The sequence below is a fragment of the Anaerorhabdus furcosa genome, from assembly GCF_900167375.1.
Lineage (GTDB): Bacteria > Bacillota_I > Bacilli_A > Erysipelotrichales > Erysipelotrichaceae > Anaerorhabdus > Anaerorhabdus furcosa.
On record NZ_FUWY01000004.1, the window covers coordinates 185,816 to 206,614 of the forward strand.

A 20,799-nucleotide genomic window follows, 5' to 3' on the forward strand; every position below is an offset into this window, starting at 1 on the left:
TTTATTTTATAGGTATCATCATTTTTGTTAGATAGTGATTTGATGATTGCTCCGTTTCATTTAAGTACTGATAAATAATTGCACCTTGTGGTTTTAGATGATGTTCTTGTATAAATCCAAATAAATCTTCTAGGGTTGGATCTTGATTTTCATATTTTCCCAGATCAATTGCAGTTACAATTTTTTGTTTATTTATTTGTTTAATTGCAATTTCAGAATCTGCTTCTACTACTTCTAGTACTGGAAAACCTACCTCAACATCCAAGTTCTCTAAATCCATATTGTGAAAGTAAACCATGGGTCCATCCATTATTAACCTATTTTGCTTATTCAAGTATTCTTGAATTGAATGAAGCGATATTTCACTAAACAAACTAAACTCTTTCATAAAATCAATGTTCTTTCGAATCGCAACAAAATAATGTTGTGGGTATTCTTTAATTGTAATATTTGATATTCTTACCATAATATTCTCCGTTTCTAACATTATTCTACTAAAGTTCAGTTGTCATCTTCTGTCAGGTTTAAAGAAAAGAATGAATTATTATTCATTCTTACTTAAATACAATAAATCGATTTTCAATTGGATCAAATTCTTTCTCACCTGCTCCTGCAGTAATGCCTCCTATTGGCATTTGAGACATCAAGCGCCATGAAGTAGGTAAATTGAATGTTGCATGAACTTCTTCATCAATAAGGGGATTGTAGTGTTGTAAATTTGCACCTAGTCCTCTTTCTTCCAATGCTGTCCATACAGCCCATTGAACCATGCCACTACTTTGTGTTGACCACAATGGGAAGTTATCTTTATAAAGAGGGAAATCTTTTTGTAACTCACTTACCTTTTCTTGATCTTCAAAGAATAAAACTGTTCCATGTGCTGATGCAAACCCTGCAATCTTTTCATCAGTAGGTTGCCACTTATCCTCGGGTATCATCCTGTGTAATGTTTCAAGTACAATATCCCAAATTTTCTTATGATTATCACCTAATGCTAAGACAACGCGAGCTGTTTGAGAATTAAATGCAGATGGTACATGCAATACGCATTCCTTAATAATCTTTTCTACTTCCTCATCACTGATGGGTAATTCATTATTTAAACCATAAATAGTTCTTCTATTTTTCATTGCTTCAATAAACTCCATAAAATCACATCCTTTCTTGTTTGATATGTTGTTTATACTCTAACCATAACAAACTAATTTCTTTTATCAAGAAAAGTGCTCTTTTATTAGAAGTAGGTACATTCAAATCCATGGTCAATAAAGAATTTGTGAATCCCTTTTACGCTTTTGTTTTCAGCACCCCATGATAAATCTAATATACCCGAACCTGCTCCAAGTGAAACAACAAGTACTTCAATTTTTTGCTCACTCGCAAGTAGCGAAACAGAAACACCTGTCGATGAATTATTTCTAAAAAAGTATTGTTCCATAAAAATATTGATTGAAATTACATCATTGATTGATGTGGATTCAATAAAACAATCTGGAAATTCACGCTTATAATCTGATTTTATTATTTGAATCAATTGTAGACCGTTTTCCTTTTCAATTTTAAACTTCTCTATTTTCATAACTCTCCCTGACTTTCTATTTAACTCGTTTATACTAATTTCTCTTCATCATTGCAAGATACACTCTTTTACTACACATTGTAAAGAAGAAAATAATACTGATTAAAGCACAACCCATTAAGACCATTTCAGTACTCATTACATTGACTGCAAGACTTACAAGAAAAGAAGCGACTGGTATTGATGCTGAAGACAATGCATAAATAATCGAATTAATGCGTCCTAAATATTCTGGTTTTACTGATTGAATTGTAAGAACGCCTACAAAAGTATAAAGCAAAGCAACTGCTCCTCCACAAAATACACCAAACACAAAGACTACAAAATACATTAGTTTGTCATTTGCAATCAGTCGTCCAAAAATAAGTGGTCCCAAATACATGATAATTAGTGCAAAAGCTCCCAATCGAATTAAGCGATACTCTGTTAACTTCTTTTTTACTTTAGGAAACAGGAATGAACCCATAACACCACCTAGTGTTAAGCTAAGTCCAATCACAGATAACATGATTTCACCAGAGTGCAATATTTCTTTAACAAGCGGTGCCTCCAATGCGTTTAAAGGTGCATAGATGCCATTCATAAACGTTGCAAGAATCAAAATATAAGTAATGACCTTGTTGTTTTTAATGATACTAAATCCTTCTTTTAAGCGATCAAAATAATGTTCACTTTCTTCTAAAACCTGATGCACCTTTGGTTTCATTTTTACAAATACCATCAACAATGCACAAATAAAGAAAGTAATCGTATCAATGATAACAGCACTTAGCATACCAAATAGTCCAATAATGACACCTGCACTAGCAAGACCACTAAATTCTATTGTCCGCATCAATCCATTGTTTAAGGATACTCCTTGTTCAAACTTATCCGGACTTAGTAAACTAGGTAACATCGAAGCTGCAGCTGGCATACGAAAAGCTTCTGCTGTTGAGATAATAATCGTCGCAAATAACAAATGATACTCATTAAGCCATCCTGAATAAATACCTATCGCAATTATCGTGACACAAATTCCACGCACAATATCAGAACCAATTAAAATCATCTTCTTATTTAATTTATCCACATATACACCAATAAAGGGTTGAAGTAAGATTGTCGGTAAACGATTGATTCCAAATATGAGAGCTGACCAAAATGCACTTCCAGTAATTGTATAAATAATCCATGTAAAAGCGATACTATCTAGTGAATCTCCAAAGCGGTTAATTAAATTAGCACTTAGATATAGCAGGAAGTTTTTATCTTTTAAAAACTCTCCATAACTCTTTTTATCCATAAATCGTGTTGCTCCTTATCAAGTACTACTCTTTCAATCTACATCTAAGTCATTGAATATGCAATCCTCTTGCAAAACAAAAGGATGTTTCCATCCTTCGATACCTCTATCATTCTTTTTTACTTTTTTGAATTAAGAAGACTTTTTGTTCAAATCCTCCACGCTCTTTGTATTTGTGGTTTCTAATTTCTTCTAATGTAGTAATTGCTATTCCATCATTTTTTGAAAGTGCATAAACAACTTCCATAATATCTGCCAATTCTTCAACTTCACCACTTTCAAGATATTCATTCACTTCTTCAACTAATTTTCTTTTTAACTCCTCTTGAAATCTTTCATCAGAGAGTATCTCAGTTACTGGTATTTCATTCTGACTCACTATGATTTCAGGTATTTTATCTCGAACTAGTTTATTGTACATTCCACTTCTCCTTTGAAAAAAGGCAATTTTTATGATTGCCTTTAGTATTTATGCTTCTTCTTTTTCAGTTACTTCTTCAGTTGCTGGTGCAAATAATTTTGCCTTAAGAAGTGTCATAATTTCTGCTTCAATTTCAGGATTTGCAATTAGGAAAGCACGAACTGCTTCTTTACCTTGCCCAATTTTTTCTCCCTTATAACTAAACCAAGCACCTGCTTTTTGAATGATATCAAAGTCTGCAGACATTTGAATTAATTCACCTTGCCTTGATATTCCTTCACCATACATCATATCCACAGTTGCGATTTTAAATGGTGGAGCTACTTTATTTTTAACTACCTTAATGTTTACTTTATTCCCAATTACATCTGTACCATTTTTAATTGCTTCACCACGTCTTACATCCAAACGAACAGAAGAATAGAATTTAAGTGCTCTTCCTCCTGGTGTTACCTCTGGATTACCAAACATGATTCCAACTTTTTCACGTAATTGATTAATGAAAATAGCTGTTGTACTTGAACGATTCATAACTCCCGCAAGCTTACGCATCGCTTTTGACATTAAACGAGCTTGCAAACCTACATTGGCATCACCCATTTCACCATCTAATTCCGCTTGTGGTACAAGTGCTGCAACAGAGTCAATTACGATTAAATCAATTGCCCCTGATTTAATTAAAACTTCTGTAATTTCTAAAGCTTGCTCACCCGAGTCTGGTTGAGAAAGAATTAATTCTTCAATATTAACCCCTAATGCTTTTGCATACATTGGATCAATTGCATTTTCCGCATCAATAAATGCCGCACGACCACCCGCTTTTTGACACTCTGCAATCGCATGCAATGCAATTGTTGTCTTACCTGAAGATTCTGGTCCATAAACTTCTACAATTCTTCCCTTAGGATAACCACCAATACCCAATGCATAATCAAGTGCAATTGATCCACTACCAATCGCATCAATTTCAACATTAGCACGATCCCCTAATTTCATGATACTTCCTTTACCATATTGTTTCTCAATTTGTTTTAACGCTTCTTCTAATAAAGCATCTTTTTTTACTTCTTTTTCAGCCATGTTTTTCTCCTTCAACATATTTTATGCAATAGGTGGTATTTCCCCTATTTACTTTCGAAAATATACTCTTTCATTTGATTAAAATATGAAACTCCACTTGCAAGTGATACAAATGCTGCAAACCATAAGACAAAATCAGATATTGGTAAACGATACATTTCAAATGGAATATTATTTAATAAGATAAGAATGATGCTTACCATTTGTAAAACTGTTTTTACTTTACCTAAGTAACCAGCTGCTACAACAACACCATTTTGTGATGCAATCATACGACATCCATCCACGATGGTATCACGTATAACCATAATTAATACTGGAATTACTGGAATAATTCCTTGAGCTGCAAATAAGATAAACATTGTTGTTACTAGTAGTTTATCTGCAATTGGATCTGCAAATTTACCAAAAGTAGTCACTAAGTTTCTTTTTCTAGCAATTGCACCATCCAAGTAATCAGTAAAACTTGCAGCTGCAAAAATAACTAAGCAAATTATATTCACTAATGAAATTGATACCTGCCCAACATAAAATGTTGGAAGTACAATATTAAACTGTGCATATGGAAATATCCAAATCAAAACAATGATTGGAATTAATAATATACGGATAACGGTTAATCGATTGGGTAAATTCATGTTATATCTCCTTACTCTTCCTGCTTGAAATTATATCAAGTTTCCCTTTGAAAGTAAAACAAAAGAGACATTTTAATGTCTCTTTAATTTTCACACTCTGTAAGCCATGTTCTGTCCCCTTGCGGGTGGCAACCATTTATCTATACTTTTCAGTATCCTTTCATTTCTTCAAGTTAGTCATGAAAGATTCCCCTACCAAATTTGGGTTTCTCGCTTATGGGGTTTATCTCGTTCCACTCTATAAGTTTCCCTATAGACTCCGTCACTGTGACACTTTTAAAGCCTTTTACCATAGTTTCCCTTAGGTAATTGGTCAGCCGTTAGGTTTTTTCCCTACCTAGCCTTATTGATTGGGCTAGCATAAACACTACAATCATCGCAGATTGTGCGAGCATGGACTTTCCTCTAATGCCGAAACATCAGCGATTGCCCGAGTGAGATGATTTATTCTTTTGAATAAACTGCTTGTTCTAAACGAGAAAGACGTTTAAGAATATCCAATTGAGATACACTTTGTCCACCTTCGTCATTTAAACGTGATTTTCCTTCTAACTCAATACATTGAGCACGAAGTGTTGCGTTGATACGTTCAAGTTCAACAACTTTATCATTTAAGGATTTTGCTACATCTTGAAAAGTTTCATAATCTTCTAAGACCATATCCAAGAAGCTATCTACTTCTGTTGCACTATACCCTTTAAAATCGATATTAAATTGTTTATCAAGGATTGTTTGAATATCAAGATTTAATTTAGTTGACATACCTTTTTTCCTCCATACTTAACATTATGACAAACCCACCCACTAAAATCAATATATCTTCCAATTTTTCACTTCAAAATGTATAATAGTACAAGGTGATAATATGATTAATTACCCAAATGGTAAGAAACAAAAAAACACAACAGATAAAACTCTTTCTGCAACCAACCGCGGAATGACATTAGAGAATGATATCAATCTTTCTAATGATTTTTATTTAGAAGTGGAAAAAGCCAATATTCATAAGAAGCCTACACCAGTACAAATTGTTACAGTAGACTACCCTAAACGAAGTGCTGCAAAGATATCAGAGGCTTATTTTAAGGTTCCTAGTACTACCGATTACAATGGTGTTTATAAAGGAAAAGCAATCGATTTTGAAGCTAAAGAATGTTCAAGCAAAACATCATTTCCTTTCTCAAGTATTCATCCTCACCAAATAAAACATTTAAAGAGTGTTTTATCCCATGGCGCAATAGCTTTTGTCATAATTCGATTTTCGAAGTATAATGAAACTTACTTTGTTGAAGCACACAAAGTAATAGAAGCATATTCTGGTGAAAAAAGATCTTTGCCTTATGATTGGTTTAAACAAGAGGCAATTTTGATACCAACGGGCTTATGCCCTCGGGTTGATTACTTAAAGGTAATTGACCAACTCTATTTAGGAGGACAAAAATGACACTGAAAAAAAGAAAAACTACAAAAACAGCACCAAATAAAACACAAAAACCAAAACAAAAAAGAAAAGTAAATCAAAGAAATCTCGTTGCACTGATTATCACAATTTTAGTTACATGTGAAATTATTGTTGGATGTGCAGGATTATTCCTTCTGTTTAATATGCTCTCTGACAAACCTGCATTTGATATCAATCAATATGAGAGTAAAGAATCATCTCAAATCTACGATCAAAACGGTGAACTCATTGCCGATGTTGGTAAACAAATTCGTACAAATGTTACCTATGATCAAATTCCTACTTCATTAATTGATGCCTTTGTATCCATTGAAGACTCTCGTTTCTTTGGACACAATGGATTTGATATGGCTCGTTTTGGTAAAGCGATGTTAGAGAACTTAAAATCTTTAAGTTTCTCTCAAGGTGGTTCTACCCTAACCATGCAGCTTACAAAAATGACTTACTTTATGGATGATGAAAGTGGAATTGGTGCTGCTAAGAGTGTTGCCCGTAAAGTTCAAGAAATCGCATTGGCTTTAGAACTAGAAAACAACACAAATAAAAAAGCCATCTTTGAAATGTATTTAAACAAATCAAACTTCGGTGGAACTGGTAATATTCGTGGTGTTCAAAAAGCCGCAAATTATTATTTTAATAAAGATGTTAGTGAATTAACATTACCTGAATCAGCAATGCTTGCAGGTGTTGTCAATGCTCCAGGTCTTTATAATCCATTTAGATACTTAGACTATGCTACAAATCGTCGTAACACTGTTCTTAATATGATGTTGCGTCATGGTTATATTACCAAAGAAGAAGCAGAACTTGCAAAATCTATCAAAGTTGAAGATTTGCTTGTTGATCCAAATACAAGAAAATCTGATGCAAACACATCCGAAGAATATGCGTATCAATCCTACATCGATACAGTAATCCGTGAAGTACAAGAATTAACTGGACTTGATCCTACATCATCATCTATGAAAATCTATACTTACATGGATAGAGATGTACAAGCTACAATGGACCAAATCCAATCCGATTCATATGAAGGTATTGAATTCCCTGATGAATTAATGGAAATCGGTATGGTTTCTATGAATAACCAAAATGGGCAAGTCATTGCCGTGGGTGGTGGACGTAACTATGGTCGTGGTGGAAGTTTATTACTAAACCATGCAACTGACCAATACAAACAACCAGGATCTGCTGTAAAACCTTTCCTAGATTATGCATTAGCCTTTGAATATTTAGGTTGGTCAACAAGTCATGTCGTTACTGATAGACCTATCGCATATCGTGGTACAAACAAAGTTATTAAGAACTTTAATGGTAAGTATTATGGACAAATTACGCTTGAATCAGCATTAGGTAATTCATGGAATACCCCTGCTATGCAAGCGTTAGATGATGTTATTCTATCAATAGGTAGAGATAAAGTTGTAGATTACCTACAAAATTTAGGTTTCTCAAAAGTAACACTTGATAAATTCGATCTTGGATACGCTATTGGTGGTTCAAGTTTCGAATGTAATGTATTTGAAATGGCTGCAGCTCAAGCTGCAATGATGAATGGTGGTAATTATTATAAACCACATACAGTATCACGTATTGAATTCTCAGATGGTAGAGAACCACTAGAACCTGTATACCAAGGTACACAAGTACTTAGTGCAGAAGCTGCTTACCAAACTGCTTACTTAATGAGTAAAGCACCTTATGCACCTTATACAAACTATATGCAAATGGTTAGTAAGGGTAAAGATTACCAAGTCTATGGTAAGACAGGGACAACTGACTGGGGAACTGATGGATTGCAATTCAACATTCCTAAGGGTGCTGCCAAAGATAAATGGATGGTCATTGAAACCTCAGAAGTAACCAATGTTGTTTGGGTTGGATATGAAAAAGGGGTTAAGGACAAAGAGACTTGGTTCACATCCGCAAAAAGTAATATGAATATTCCTGGTAAAATTAGTAGAGCATTACTTAGCGTTACCAGCGATGAATCTAAACCTGCAGCAATAGCAAAACCTGAAGGGGTTACTCAAATTACTCACATCTTAGGTACATGGCCTTATGCTGCAACGATTGAAGGCATGGATCCTCGCTTTGTAACTACGGGATATATTAAAAATGAATTCGCAACACTTGTATCACCTGAAACCGCAAATGTTGAGCAGTTAAATAGTTTCAATGCTTCTGGAAGTAATGATGGTACTGTATCGATACAATGGGGTGCTTACCCTAATCCAGATCAACTTCAAGTAGCACCAGAAACAATGGATTTGAGTCTAAATGCAAATGGTACCTATGTAGAAGCATGGGGAGCTCGTATCTTCGATTACACTTGGATTTTTGGACCAATTCGTTATAAAGCTAGAATTAGTGAAGGTGGATCTGTCATTAAAGAAGTTGTATCTGAAACAGATACATGGTCAGAAAACCTAGGACTTGGTGGTGGTAATCATACACTTCAAGTTTGTGGTTTCTATGCCTACGACTGGTTAGGAACACCAAGTAATGAAATTTGCCAAGATGTACAAGTCAATATTGCACATGATACATCAAATCAAGAAGGATGTGTTGCCTCTGGAAAATTCTGGTGGAACAATACCTGTAATGAGAAACAACCAGATGAAACAAGCGAACCTGGTTGTATCGCTCTAGGTAAATATTGGTATGATGGTGGTTGCCACACTGATAAAAAACCTGAACCAACACCTACTGATCCAGCAGTAACACCCCCAACACCGACAACGACACCGTGATTTGGGTATTGATAATACAACAAATAATAAGAAAACCAATTCAACTGAATTGGTTTTTTTACTTTAATTATCGAGATAACTTCCATGTTTAGAACAAGATAATTTATTATCTATTCTACTTATTAAACCGTTATTAGGACAAATTTCATTTGCATTTTCTACTAAAATCTCTCCCAAGATATCTCCTGATGTATAGGGTGCTTTTGCATAGTATTCACTCATTATTGCTTTTTGGTGGTCTTTACACACTTGAGCATTACTTGATTCAATAGTAGACATAATTTCAGGTGCACTTAATAATGCTAAGATGGAAATAATCGCAATAATCACAATCATTTCAACTAATGTAAATCCCTTTTTCATACTACACAATTCCTTTCATTTTTTTTGCTTTCGTATCACAACATTGTTCAGTAAATGGACATTCATCACATTTTGGATTTCTAGCAGTACAGAAGTAGCGTCCAAAGAAAATAAACAAATGATGTGCACGATTCCAACGACTCTTATCTATCTTTCTCATAAGTTTTTTTTCAACTTCTAAGACTGTATCATTTTTATAAGCAAATTTTAAACGTTTTGAAATTCTTTCAACATGTGTATCGACTGCAATTGCAGGCACTTCAAAACATACCGACAAAATAACATTCGCACTTTTTCTTCCAACCCCTGGAAGTGTGATTAGCTCATCCATTGTTTGAGGCATTACACCATCGAACTCACCAACTAAACCTTGCGCTAATCCCAAAATACTTTTTGCTTTGTTGTGATAAAGACCGATTGTTTTAATGTATTTCTCAATGTCTTTTATATCCGCCTTTGCCATCGTCTGTGGTGTTGGATATTTTTTAAATAATTCCGGAGTCACTTTATTAACAGAAACATCAGTTGCTTGTGCTGATAGTACTACAGCTACTGCAAGTTGAAATGGATTTTCATGAATAAGTTCACACTCAGCATTTGGAAACATTTCCTCAAGCTTGTCCAAGATTTCATTCGATGTCAATTTTAGTTCCCTCTTCTATCATTTTAGCAGTTATCCCTTTATCATTCCACGCTTGCAAAATCTTTTGAATATAATTCATACTTACTTTTTGATACATTGATGATTCACGAAGTGCATAAATAATTAGTTTTGAATCATACATTTTTACCCAATCACTTAATTTCATCATTTCTGCATTACTTAATGGTCTTGCGAATTCTGTTTCAAATAAATCAAATAGTGAACTATTTAAAGCATTTTGTGTTTTCGCAACCTCAATATCAAATAACCCATCAAGAATAAATGAAACTTGTTTATTGGTTGCTCTTATTTCCAAATATTTTTTAGCTGCTAATACACTTAATATTTTATCCAAATCTTCTTGTGATATCGCTGCTTTTTTTGATAAAATATCCATCGTAATCTTAATTTGATTACAATTTAAGAAATCAATTAATAAGACAATGATTGCTTCTTGATTTGATAAACCTAATACTTCTAAATTCTCAAGAATCCAATCACGATGATTTACATATGTTTGTTTATACCATTTCATTTTCATACCTCTACCTAGTATTATACTAGACTTCTTCACAAAATTGCACTATTTAAAGAAAAGTGATACACTATTACAACCGAGGTGACAAATAAATGATAAAAAAGCTTTTAATTTCTTTAATGAGTTTATGCACAGTAATTAGCCTTTTATTAGTTTTCTATTGTTTTTTCACTCCTAAAAATAACGACAATATCGTACAGGCATATAGTAATACACTAATTATTCCATATCCTGCACTCAATGAATATTTATTAACAAATGGTGATTCTTCTACATCTTATTTATTTTTCTGTAAACCAGATAGTGCTGATTGCCAATATATTCAAAATACAGTAATGAAAACTTTAGAAGCTGAACAAGGAAGTAGTTTAAGTGAGTTAATTGACTATGTTGATGTAACTGAACTTGAAGATAACCTAATGATTAATCAATTAACAGATGACTGGGGAATTAAAAACTATCCTGCATTTGTATCTGTAACAACCGCAAATGGTGAATTAACAATCAACAACTCCATTCAATGGGATATTGAAAACCCAATGAGTGCACGAGAATTAAAACAATGGATGATGACAAATAAAATTTGGTCTGGCCTCTTCGAAGAAAAAGATGCTGAAGTCTTAGTGCCTACAAACTAAAAAGATTGCGAATATTCGCAATCTTTTCTTTAAGTTCTCACCTTTATTATCAACAATTACATTTATTAATAAATCTAATGAAAAATCCAGATTTTTCATTATCACATACTTTTTTATTTTTCATAAACTTGAATGAATTTCTCACACCAAATAGCACTTCTTGATGAAGCTTTTTCAGCGTACTCATCAAAAGTCATCTCGTTTCCTTCTTTATGGGTAATATCTGAAAGTGAGCGAATAATAACAAACGGGCAAGCATAGTGACGACATACTTGAGCAATTGCAGCACCTTCCATTTCAGCACAAAGTGCTGTAGCATAGTCTTTTTTAATACGTGCTATTTGATCATCACGGTAAATAAAACAATCTCCTGTGACAATATCCCCAAACCAAACACGGTCATTACCTTCTGTAACATTACGCAAAGCATTGATCATCTTTTCATCTGCTTTAAATGAATTTCTTTCTTGATCAAAGCCAACTTCCCAATCAGGTACATCAATATCATGGTGTGCCACTCTTGTCGATACAACTACATCTAATACTTCTTCACGCTCATCTAGACCACCTGCAGTACCTATGTTGACTACACCATCAATATCAAAGTGTTCAAACATGATCGTTGTACTTATTGCCGCTGATACCTTTGCGATACCACTTCTCATAAGTAAACATGGTTTATTCGCTAACTCCCCTGTATAGAAATCAATATTGCTTATCACATGTTTTTCTACATGTTGCATTCGTTTTAAAAATTCTTGTACTTCTAATTCCATTGCTCCAATAAATGCTAACATTTTTCTCTCCTTGCAACTATAAATAGTTTTTCACCCTCTTGTATTCCCTCTTTTTCAAAATCTGTATAGGCTTCACACCTAAAACCCAATTCATACAAACTTGTCATGATATCGTTTGGATGAAACACGGTTTGAATATGTTGTTCCTGAATGATTCGATCTTCTTCAAAAAAGGCAAAGTGTTGATGGATTTCATTATCAATGCTTTGTATTGTCCATTGATAAGGTACATCCAATTCTCCCTCTTCAATATAAAGTTCACTAAATTCTTCTAAGCGATCTAATGTGTGCATATCAAAGATAAAAATACCCTCATCACTAAGACAGTCTTTAACTGATTGAAACATACGTTTTACTTCTTCCATTGAATTTAAATAATTGATGCTATCACAATAACAAATCACACCATCAAATTTCTTATCCAATGTAAATTCTCTCATATCAAGTACTTGTGTCGCTACACTTGGATATTTTGAATTAAGACGTTCAATCATAGATGAAGAAAAGTCAGTCGCAAGTAAATCATAACCCTCCTGTTGAAGTTTGTAGGATATTTCACCAGAACCACAGGCTAATTCTAAAAGATTTCCCTTTGGACAAAACTTCTTTGTCAAGTCAACCCATTTTAAAGTTGCTTCCTCATCACCTACTAAATCATCATAGTATTTTGCTAGCCCTTCATAAATCATACTTGAACCTCAATTCTTGGTAAATCTCCCCATAATCGCTCCAGTTGATATACTTGACGCTCTGATCCAACAAATATATGAACAACAACTTCAAAGCAATCAATTAATTGCCAATCACTATCACTATTACCATCTATTGCACGTATTTGTCCACCACACGCAATTACTTTTTCTTCTACTTGGTCAATAATGGATTTAGCCATGCGGTGATTTAATGCAGTCGCAATTACAAAATAATCATAAAAAGGATGCTGGTTTTTAAAGTCCAGCACAGTAATTTCTTCACCCAATCGATCATCAATTGCCTTAACAATCACATCTAATAACTCACTCAACTGGTCGACCCTCCTTTATTAAATATTCATCTCTTTCTCGTAAAACTCGTTGATAGCCTTCCTTTAAATCCTTGCACGATAGATCATATAATTCTTGACTATCATACCCTCTTCCAGGATCAATTTTATCGGCAATAAACACAATTTTACTTAACTTACTTTTACTATTACATATTGTATGATTAAAAATTGCATTCAATACTTTTTTATTGGTATATCCCATATTCGCCTTAATCCATGGTATTGCGGTAAATGAATGATATATACTAGGAGAATAATGTAGTTTATCCTTAAAGTAGATATTCATTAGATGCAATGTTTCATCATAATTCATCTCTTTGCATAAATCATGCAACATCCCTGCCATTTTAGCCTCATGTACACTTACATGATGACATTTCGCAAGATGAATACAAACTTGAGTCATTGATAGTACATGTTTTGCACGTTTCTCACTACAATGTGCATAGACAACTTCTTCTAAATATAATTCGTTTTGTAAAATATAATTCCGTACACCCTTTGGACAATCATTAAAATATCCTGAGCGAACTCGTGTACTACTTTCTTTTCTATTTAAATCACTAATTACCCATAATCGTTTGTCATTAATTTCTACATGATTACGATTAACCGCAATAAATTGAATCATCTCTAATAACTCATCAATGCTTTTCCAAGCATTGAATTGTGCAACTTGATCATCGCCAACAATCCAATGAAATTGAATTTCTGGATAACGTTTTTTTAGTTCTTTAACTGTTTGTATGGTATAGGATGGCGTAGGTAATTCATTTTCAATTGTACAAACTTTAAATTTACGATACGGTTTACACGCTATTTTAAGCATGTTTACACGAACAGAAAAAGGAGTACATGTTCTGTCTTTAAGCGGTGTATCTTTGGCAGGAATAAACCAAATCTCATCCAACTTAAATGTTTTCATGACTCTTTTTGCTAGTTCTAAATGCCCTGAATGAACAGGGTCAAATGTACCACCTAAACACCCTACTTTAATCATGGTAATTGTATTTTTTGTTCCTTACTCTTACGATATAAAACCACTGTACGACCAATTGTTTGTACAACTTCACTATGCGTATTCATTGCCAAATCAAATGCTAATTCTTTGAAATCTTCAGTACATGTTTTAAGAACACTTACTTTTACAAGTTCATGTGCTTCTAATGAATCTTCAATTGTTTTATACAAATTGTAAGATAATCCATCTTTACCAACTTGAAATAATGCATTTCTTGTATTCGCTAAACCTCTTAAATAACTTTTTTGTTTTCCTGTTAACATTACAACATTGCCTTTCTAAATGTCACATGGACATTTCTTGGATATGATACAACAATTTCACTGATATTACCACTAACACTTACCCAACCAAGTCCATCAATTACTATATCCATTTTATCAGCTATTTTTTGAGTTTTTGTTTTTGTGAAATCTTTTTCGATTGGTGTTGGTTGATACAATGTGCCATAGTGATTTAACCATCGCTCATCAGCACCCTCTACCTTACCACGATGAATTTCACATTCATCAAATATATAGAACACGATTGATGCCGATTGACAGCCAATAAAATCTAATCTTACAAGTCCTCCAATCGCAAAGCTTTGATCATCTTTGCATTGAAATACTAACGGTTTCAAACGACGAGTAGGCAAAATTGTCTTTAAATCTTGCTCATGGACAGCCATTAACATTGTTTTATTTCCTTCAATACCTGGTGTATCAATGAAAGTATAGCCATTTGCTTCAATCTTATTAAAATCTAGTGTAGTTCCAGGATATCTTGAGCTTGTTAATACATTTTGATTTAAAAGTGCATTTAGCAATGTACTTTTCCCTGCATTTGCTTTTCCCATGACAATGATATCTCTGCCTTTTGCTAAAACATCTAAAACATGGTAAACCTCATCCACACCCTCTTTGATATTCTTGCCTGTTACAACTAAACCTTGAATTGTGATATTCAATTCTTTCAAGCGATGAAAGATAAATTTAGCTATCTTTTCATTACCTAATGTTTCAGGTAATAAATCTCTTTTGGTTGCCACCATCACAATATCTCGATTCATTAAATGACGATTTAATCCATCAATCATGCTTGCTTCAAAATCAAATAAATCCACAACCCATAAGATGAGTCCATCCATTTTATTGATTTTATCAAGAACAAGATCTGGATCAATCCCCGTTTTCATAGAAATCATTAAATCATCATAATGCATTAAGCGAAAGCATCGCTTGCAATACTCACTATTCTCTTTTGGTGTATACCCTAATTCTTTAGGATTAGTTGTTTGCAGTTTGATACCACATCCCTTACAAATTGTCATAATATTGTTGTTTCCTCCATTTATTTTTCTTTTCTAAATAATTAAATATCATCGTTTCAATAAAACGAGTTACTTTCCCCGAAGTGTTGTCTTTGTTTGAGATTGGATCTTGAAGAATAGTAATAAACTTCATACGATTTCCACCCAATACATCCGTAATGAGTTGATCACCAATAACACATACTTCACTCGATTTACAATTGTATTTTCTTAAAATTGCTTTATATTTACGTTTTAATGGTTTTAGTGCAAAGCTAAAGTAATCGCATTGTCCTTGTTTTGCTACCTCACTCACGCGCTCTTTTACATTATTAGAAACTATCACTGGAATCATGTGATGTTTTTTTATTGCTTGAATAAATGAAATAGCCTCATTATCCAATTCATGAACTTCATGAGAAATTAATGTATTATCCACATCAACAATAAAAATCTTTATTCCCCTTGATTCAAGTTGATTTAAGTCTAGGTCTTTGTAGTGTTTTATATAACAGGTTGGTAAGAAATATTTAGCTATCATCATTCACGCTCCACGGTATTATTATACACTATTTTGCATTTTATTAGAGATTAGATATAATAGTTGTTGTAAAACTGGATGAGGAAAAGAAAAATGATAAAATGTGTAATTTTGGATTGTGATGGAACAATGTTTGATACAGAAAGATTAGCTAAGAAAGCCTATGAAGACTTCGCAAGTCAACATGGTGTTAACTTGGACCAAGAGTTTTGGAGAGGAATATGTGGAACTGGTTTAGAATTCGCAAAACCACAGCTTGATCGCTTTCCAATCATTCGTGATAATATCAAGGAAATATCAGCTTTGCGCTTAAAAAATATCACCCATGGTTCTGCTTCTAAAGACAATTTAGTAAAGAAAGGCTTATATGATTTATTAGATTATTGCAAAGAGAATCAAATTAAAGTTGCAATTGCTTCAAGTAGTCACTTTGACTATGTCAACATGTTACTCGATCATATGTCAAAACCCTATGAGTTTGATTTCATTTTATGTGGGGATATGATTACCCATAAGAAACCAGATCCTGAAATTTTCAATACTGTCATTGAAAAATTAAATGTGAAACCAGAAGAAACTCTTATTTTAGAAGATTCATTAATGGGTTTAATCGCCGCAAAAGAAGCCAATGCAATTGCTGGATTCATCGAAGACCAAGTAATAAAGAATGAAAAAATCGAAGAACTACTTGATGTAGAGTTCCCCGATTTTACTTTTGTACCTCAATATTTAGTATAGTTATTTAAAATCAGAATACTTTGTAGAATTGCCTTTAGCTTTTTCTACAGGGTATTTTTTTGCGTTCTTTTCCATCTTTGAGCGAATAATTTCTTCAGGATTTACATCCAAAGCAATGCACATTTGTAATCCATAAATTAGAACATCCGCTACTTCTTCTAATACATGTTCTTTATCGTAATCATTGTTCCATTGAAAACATTCTAGAAGTTCACCTGCTTCTATGCTAATTGATTTTGCTAAACAATCCGGAGTATGAAATTGACGCCAATTTCTCTTTTCAATAAATTCTTTAATATCATCGACTATTTTTTCCATAATACTTACCTCATTGCACTTATTATATCACAAGAAAACAGGAGTGTTATCCTTTGATTAATGGTGAATAAACACCAATAATTTCTTTTCTATTACACTGAGTAGATAATCTAGCATTACTGCCATAAAAGCTGTTGGTAATGCCCCTGCCCAAATAATTACACTACCATTTGTAACATTAATTCCTCTAGAAATGATATCACCCAAGCCACCTGCTCCAATAAATGTACCAATTGCAGTAACTCCAATCGCAATAACAATAGCATTTCGAATACCTGCCATAATGATGGATAAGGATAAAGGCAATTCTACTTTAAATAGAATTTGTTGGTTTGTCATTCCCATACCTTTTGCAACATCGATTAAGTTAGTATCTACTTCACGAATAGCGGTAATTGTATTCTTTAAAATAGGAAGCAGGGAATAAAAGAATACAGTTGCGATAACAGTATTTACACCCAAACCTAGAAATATCATTAAGATTGATAATAAAGCCAGTGAGGGTATCGTTTGTAATATATTTGCCAGACTAATGAAGATTGTTGATAACTTAATTCTTCTTGCTAGATAAATCCCCAAAGGTATACAGACAATGCAGGCAATCATTACACCATAAAATGAAATTAAAAAATGTCGTACACATTGCATCCAAATATAACCTGCATTTTGAAGGAAATAATTCATAAATAGTGTCATTATTGTTTCTCCTTCACTAAAGGTAGTACATCTTGAATTAACGCTTTATAAAGCGTTCTATCCACTAAAGGCACTACATTCTTTGATTCAAAATAATTATTTTCTTCAAGAAAATTCTTCGCAACAGTATAAGGTTCAAGGTGCTCATCATCTGATTGACGATTCAATTCTTGCATTTGTCCACTGCTAATTTCACCTTCTAGTTTTAATAATATCGTTTCAAGTTCCGGATAAATACGAAGTATCTTTTTTGTAACAACAGGACTTGTTTCATAAGGAGGAAATAGCTTTTTATCATCAACTAACAAAACAAGGTCATAGGAAGCAATTCGACCATCTGTTGAATAACCTAAAACCACATCCATTTTGTTTGCATAGACAGCGTTATAAACTAAACCAATCTCCATTGAATTGATATGTTCCAATTCAAATCCATAAATTGTCTTAAACTGTTCATATCCATCACCCTGCCTTTTTATCCATGCATTATCAACACCCACTCGAATTTTGTCTTTTACTTTTTCAAGGTCACTTACATTTATCAATTGATATTTATCCGCAATATCTTTTGTTACCATAAAAGCATAGGTATTCTCAAATCCATAAGAAGGAAACCAGATACTATCATATTGGTTAGCATAGCCTTCTACAACACCCTTCATTGCTTCTTTTGGATCTGTTGTAGAAGCTAACCCCAATTCTCCAGTTAATGATGTCCCTGTATACATTGCACCTGATATATTGGCATATTCTTTTTCTAATGATTGCACAATTAAAAGTGTAGAGCCTAAATTATTAATTAATGAAGTATTTGCACTAGGTATATAATGCATAATCATTTGCGATACAATCTCAGATAAAATCTGTCTTTCTGTTGTATTTCCACTGGCAATAACAATGCCATTCTCACTTACATTTTTTCCAAGTCCTGGAAAACTACATCCTGTAATCAAAAGAAGAAGCATAAGGTACTTACTTATTTTTCTAACCATTACTCATGCCTCCAATTTTTTTAGATGAAGTTCGAGGTGCCAGTCTTTTCTCAAGTTTCCCTAACATTAAATCCACAAACAAGGCCATTGTTGTAACCGATAATGTTCCTAGAATAATTAGAGGAATATCAAAATTTGCTAAACCTGAAAATATTAAATCACCAATTCCTCCTGCACCAATAAATGAGGCAAGTGTTGTCCACCCAATCACATAAACAGCACTCAAGCGAATACCTGCCATAATGACAGGGAGTGCCAATGACATCTGAACTTGTATGATAATTTGCTTCTCACTCATTCCCATTCCTTTGGCCGCATCTATTAAGCTAGGATCAATGCTACGCATTCCTAATACAGTATTACGTAAAATAGGTAACAAAGAATAAATAAATAAGGCAATTACTGCAGGGAGGATACCAATTCCAAACAAGGGCACCATAATCGCAAGTAACGCAAGGGAAGGAATTGTTTGAAGAATGGTACATATTGATATTGCAAATTGTGCTAACTTCTTTTTATTCGCTAATAAGATTGCGATAGGAAGTGCTACAACTATACCCATGACTAATGCTATAGATGCGATAAACAAGTGTTCAGCCATTTTATCAAATACAATAACGCCTAATTCAGATAAGTAATTAAACACGATCTGCTCTTTCCAAATCAGAGTAATTAGTTGTACTTACAATATCCTCTTCACTTTCAGCAGGTTCATAATCTCCCATTAAGCTAGAACTCATCACATCCAAAATAGAAGTTCTTGTGACAAGTCCAACCATTCTGTGTTCATCATCAACAATGGGTATATTTCGATATCCTAATTCATTAATATAATATACTGCATCACGAATCACTGTATCTTGATGCATGTATGTACTTTCTTTAATGTATTCGGATATTTTGGAATTATCTGATCGTTTTCTTTCAATATGAAAAATATCAACGACACCCAGTAATTTCTTATTCTCATCTGTTATAAATAAAGAATCTACTCTTTTATCACGCATCATACTAATCGCTTCTGTTGTTGAACAAGTAACCTCTGCAGTAATAGGATTCTTAATCATGATTTTACTTACTGTTTGATAATCAAATTGCGCTTGATTTAAACGATGCTCACCTATTAAACTTCTTACAAATTCATTTTTCGAATGCATCATAATATTTTCTGGACTATCAAATTGTACAACCTCTCCCTTATCCATAATAACGATGCGATCTGCTAACTGCAGTGCTTCATCCATATCATGGGTAACAAAAATAATTGTCTTCTTAAGTTCTTTTTGTAATTCTTTGATTAATTTTTGAAGATTGGATCTTGTGATTGGATCAAGAGCTCCGAATGGTTCATCCATTAAGATAATACTTTGATTTGCAGCTAATGCACGAATTACACCAATTCGTTGTTGTTGCCCACCTGATAATTCCGAGGGATACATATCAAATATATTTTCAGTTAAACCTACTTTCTTAACTAAACTTACCGCAACTTCATGCATTTTATCTTGTGGCCATTTCAATAATTTGGGAACAGTACAGATATTTTCATATATTGTCATGTGTGGCATCAACCCAATTTGTTGTATTACATAACCAATTTGTCTTCTTAACTCGATAAGATTCATTTTCTTGATATTTCTGTTATCAATAAAAATATCTCCCTGCGTTGGAATGTTCATTCCATTGATCATACGCATACAAGTTGTTTTACCACTACCTGATGTTCCAATGAGACATATAAATTCACCCGTTTTAAAATGTAAACTAATATTCTTAACTGCTATCTTATCATTTTGATAAACTTTTGTTACATTTTTAAACTCTATCATTTAGTCTCCTCCTTTTACGTACTATAACACGTTAAGACTTGAAGTCAAAATTAGTTAAAGTGATTTTCTTTACATCAAACCTCATTATCAGGATATCTTTTTGTTATTATTGCAATAAATCACAAAATAAA

Annotated in this window: 27 protein-coding genes and 1 other RNA gene; 4 read left to right on the top strand and 24 right to left on the bottom strand. The window is 33.2% G+C overall.

Features of this window, described 5'->3' with window-relative positions; genetic code table 11:
* Nucleotide 1 precedes the first annotated feature (1 nt).
* From B5D14_RS07740 to B5D14_RS07780, 9 genes are all read right to left on the bottom strand, one after another.
* On the bottom strand, nt 2–466 hold the full coding sequence (locus tag B5D14_RS07740; RefSeq protein WP_078712029.1) for a GyrI-like domain-containing protein: 465 nt from the start codon (nt 464–466) through the stop codon (nt 2–4).
* An 88-nt stretch (nt 467–554) separates the two neighbouring features.
* Nucleotides 555–1,148 (bottom strand): nitroreductase family protein, encoded by a 594-nt coding sequence (locus B5D14_RS07745; RefSeq protein WP_078712030.1) that lies wholly within the window; start codon nt 1,146–1,148, stop codon nt 555–557.
* Nucleotides 1,149–1,234: 86 nt separating this feature from the next.
* On the bottom strand, nt 1,235–1,579 hold the full coding sequence (locus tag B5D14_RS07750) for a DUF6054 family protein (protein ID WP_078712031.1): 345 nt from the start codon (nt 1,577–1,579) through the stop codon (nt 1,235–1,237).
* 34 nt (nt 1,580–1,613) lie between these two features.
* Nucleotides 1,614–2,864: an MFS transporter gene (locus tag B5D14_RS07755; RefSeq protein ID WP_078712032.1), complete on the bottom strand. Its 1,251-nt coding sequence runs from the start codon at nt 2,862–2,864 to the stop codon at nt 1,614–1,616.
* A 109-nt stretch (nt 2,865–2,973) separates the two neighbouring features.
* Nucleotides 2,974–3,285: a nucleoside triphosphate pyrophosphohydrolase gene (locus B5D14_RS07760; protein WP_078712033.1), complete on the bottom strand. Its 312-nt coding sequence runs from the start codon at nt 3,283–3,285 to the stop codon at nt 2,974–2,976.
* A gap of 48 nt (nt 3,286–3,333) precedes the next feature.
* Nucleotides 3,334–4,365 (bottom strand): recombinase RecA, encoded by a 1,032-nt coding sequence (gene recA / locus B5D14_RS07765; protein ID WP_200804782.1) that lies wholly within the window; start codon nt 4,363–4,365, stop codon nt 3,334–3,336.
* A gap of 44 nt (nt 4,366–4,409) precedes the next feature.
* Nucleotides 4,410–5,003, bottom strand: coding sequence for a CDP-diacylglycerol--glycerol-3-phosphate 3-phosphatidyltransferase (pgsA, locus tag B5D14_RS07770; protein ID WP_078712035.1), 594 nt, complete (start codon nt 5,001–5,003; stop codon nt 4,410–4,412).
* 95 nt (nt 5,004–5,098) lie between these two features.
* Nucleotides 5,099–5,441, bottom strand: an RNA gene (gene rnpB, locus B5D14_RS07775) — RNase P RNA component class B.
* A 6-nt stretch (nt 5,442–5,447) separates the two neighbouring features.
* Nucleotides 5,448–5,765, bottom strand: coding sequence for a DivIVA domain-containing protein (locus tag B5D14_RS07780; protein WP_078712036.1), 318 nt, complete (start codon nt 5,763–5,765; stop codon nt 5,448–5,450).
* A 103-nt stretch (nt 5,766–5,868) separates the two neighbouring features.
* Here B5D14_RS07780 and recU point away from each other — a divergent pair, with 103 nt between their 5' ends.
* Both recU and B5D14_RS07790 read left to right on the top strand, forming a co-directional pair.
* A complete protein-coding gene (recU, locus tag B5D14_RS07785; protein ID WP_078712037.1) occupies nt 5,869–6,447 on the top strand; it encodes a Holliday junction resolvase RecU in 579 nt (192 codons plus the stop codon).
* Nucleotides 6,444–9,218 (top strand): transglycosylase domain-containing protein, encoded by a 2,775-nt coding sequence (locus B5D14_RS07790; RefSeq protein WP_078712038.1) that lies wholly within the window; start codon nt 6,444–6,446, stop codon nt 9,216–9,218. Before recU ends, B5D14_RS07790 begins: the two co-directional genes overlap by 4 nt.
* Before the next feature lie 63 nt (nt 9,219–9,281).
* Here the strand turns inward: B5D14_RS07790 and B5D14_RS07795 are convergent, their stop codons facing one another.
* From B5D14_RS07795 to B5D14_RS07805, 3 genes are read right to left on the bottom strand one after another with little or no spacing between them, the layout of a single operon-like run.
* Nucleotides 9,282–9,581, bottom strand: coding sequence for a prepilin-type N-terminal cleavage/methylation domain-containing protein (locus tag B5D14_RS07795; protein WP_078712039.1), 300 nt, complete (start codon nt 9,579–9,581; stop codon nt 9,282–9,284).
* A gap of 1 nt (nt 9,582) precedes the next feature.
* Nucleotides 9,583–10,224, bottom strand: coding sequence for an endonuclease III (nth, locus tag B5D14_RS07800; protein WP_078712040.1), 642 nt, complete (start codon nt 10,222–10,224; stop codon nt 9,583–9,585).
* Nucleotides 10,211–10,759 (bottom strand): DnaD domain-containing protein, encoded by a 549-nt coding sequence (locus tag B5D14_RS07805; protein ID WP_159443760.1) that lies wholly within the window; start codon nt 10,757–10,759, stop codon nt 10,211–10,213. Before B5D14_RS07805 ends, nth begins: the two co-directional genes overlap by 14 nt.
* Before the next feature lie 95 nt (nt 10,760–10,854).
* Here B5D14_RS07805 and B5D14_RS07810 point away from each other — a divergent pair, with 95 nt between their 5' ends.
* The gene (locus B5D14_RS07810) at nt 10,855–11,400 is read left to right on the top strand and encodes a DUF6568 family protein (RefSeq protein WP_078712042.1); all 546 of its coding nucleotides are present in this window, start codon (nt 10,855–10,857) and stop codon (nt 11,398–11,400) included.
* A gap of 113 nt (nt 11,401–11,513) precedes the next feature.
* On the opposite strand, the gene B5D14_RS07815 is transcribed toward B5D14_RS07810, so the two are convergent.
* The 7 genes from B5D14_RS07815 to B5D14_RS07845 are packed head-to-tail and all read right to left on the bottom strand — an operon-like array spanning nt 11,514 to nt 16,098.
* Entirely contained in the window at nt 11,514–12,197 is a 684-nt protein-coding gene (locus B5D14_RS07815) for a 5'-methylthioadenosine/adenosylhomocysteine nucleosidase (protein WP_078712043.1), read from the bottom strand.
* Entirely contained in the window at nt 12,191–12,886 is a 696-nt protein-coding gene (locus B5D14_RS07820) for a class I SAM-dependent DNA methyltransferase (RefSeq protein WP_078712044.1), read from the bottom strand. The genes B5D14_RS07815 and B5D14_RS07820 overlap by 7 nt, the downstream gene beginning before the upstream one ends.
* Nucleotides 12,883–13,221: a ribosome silencing factor gene (gene rsfS, locus B5D14_RS07825; protein ID WP_078712045.1), complete on the bottom strand. Its 339-nt coding sequence runs from the start codon at nt 13,219–13,221 to the stop codon at nt 12,883–12,885. Before rsfS ends, B5D14_RS07820 begins: the two co-directional genes overlap by 4 nt.
* A complete protein-coding gene (gene nadD, locus B5D14_RS07830; RefSeq protein ID WP_078712046.1) occupies nt 13,214–14,242 on the bottom strand; it encodes a nicotinate (nicotinamide) nucleotide adenylyltransferase in 1,029 nt (342 codons plus the stop codon). Before nadD ends, rsfS begins: the two co-directional genes overlap by 8 nt.
* Complete coding sequence (gene yhbY, locus B5D14_RS07835) at nt 14,239–14,526, bottom strand: ribosome assembly RNA-binding protein YhbY (protein WP_078712047.1); 288 nt, start codon at nt 14,524–14,526, stop codon at nt 14,239–14,241. Before yhbY ends, nadD begins: the two co-directional genes overlap by 4 nt.
* The gene (gene yqeH, locus B5D14_RS07840; RefSeq protein ID WP_078712048.1) at nt 14,526–15,575 is read right to left on the bottom strand and encodes a ribosome biogenesis GTPase YqeH; all 1,050 of its coding nucleotides are present in this window, start codon (nt 15,573–15,575) and stop codon (nt 14,526–14,528) included. Before yqeH ends, yhbY begins: the two co-directional genes overlap by 1 nt.
* On the bottom strand, nt 15,562–16,098 hold the full coding sequence (locus B5D14_RS07845) for a YqeG family HAD IIIA-type phosphatase (protein ID WP_078712049.1): 537 nt from the start codon (nt 16,096–16,098) through the stop codon (nt 15,562–15,564). The genes yqeH and B5D14_RS07845 overlap by 14 nt, the downstream gene beginning before the upstream one ends.
* A 90-nt stretch (nt 16,099–16,188) precedes the next feature.
* Between B5D14_RS07845 and B5D14_RS07850 the strand changes: the two genes are divergently transcribed.
* On the top strand, nt 16,189–16,833 hold the full coding sequence (locus tag B5D14_RS07850; RefSeq protein WP_159443761.1) for an HAD family hydrolase: 645 nt from the start codon (nt 16,189–16,191) through the stop codon (nt 16,831–16,833).
* Here B5D14_RS07850 and B5D14_RS07855 read toward each other — a convergent pair whose 3' ends face one another.
* From B5D14_RS07855 to B5D14_RS07875, 5 genes are read right to left on the bottom strand one after another with little or no spacing between them, the layout of a single operon-like run.
* A complete protein-coding gene (locus B5D14_RS07855) occupies nt 16,834–17,151 on the bottom strand; it encodes a nucleotide pyrophosphohydrolase (protein ID WP_078712051.1) in 318 nt (105 codons plus the stop codon).
* 57 nt (nt 17,152–17,208) lie between these two features.
* A complete protein-coding gene (locus B5D14_RS07860; RefSeq protein ID WP_078712052.1) occupies nt 17,209–17,847 on the bottom strand; it encodes an ABC transporter permease in 639 nt (212 codons plus the stop codon).
* Nucleotides 17,847–18,839 carry an osmoprotectant ABC transporter substrate-binding protein gene (locus B5D14_RS07865; RefSeq protein ID WP_078712053.1) on the bottom strand — a complete coding sequence of 331 codons (993 nt, stop codon included), beginning with the start codon at nt 18,837–18,839 and terminating at the stop codon, nt 17,847–17,849. Before B5D14_RS07865 ends, B5D14_RS07860 begins: the two co-directional genes overlap by 1 nt.
* A complete protein-coding gene (locus B5D14_RS07870) occupies nt 18,832–19,485 on the bottom strand; it encodes an ABC transporter permease (RefSeq protein WP_078712054.1) in 654 nt (217 codons plus the stop codon). The genes B5D14_RS07865 and B5D14_RS07870 overlap by 8 nt, the downstream gene beginning before the upstream one ends.
* The gene (locus B5D14_RS07875) at nt 19,478–20,668 is read right to left on the bottom strand and encodes an ABC transporter ATP-binding protein (protein ID WP_078712055.1); all 1,191 of its coding nucleotides are present in this window, start codon (nt 20,666–20,668) and stop codon (nt 19,478–19,480) included. The genes B5D14_RS07870 and B5D14_RS07875 overlap by 8 nt, the downstream gene beginning before the upstream one ends.
* Nucleotides 20,669–20,799: the final 131 nt, after the last annotated feature.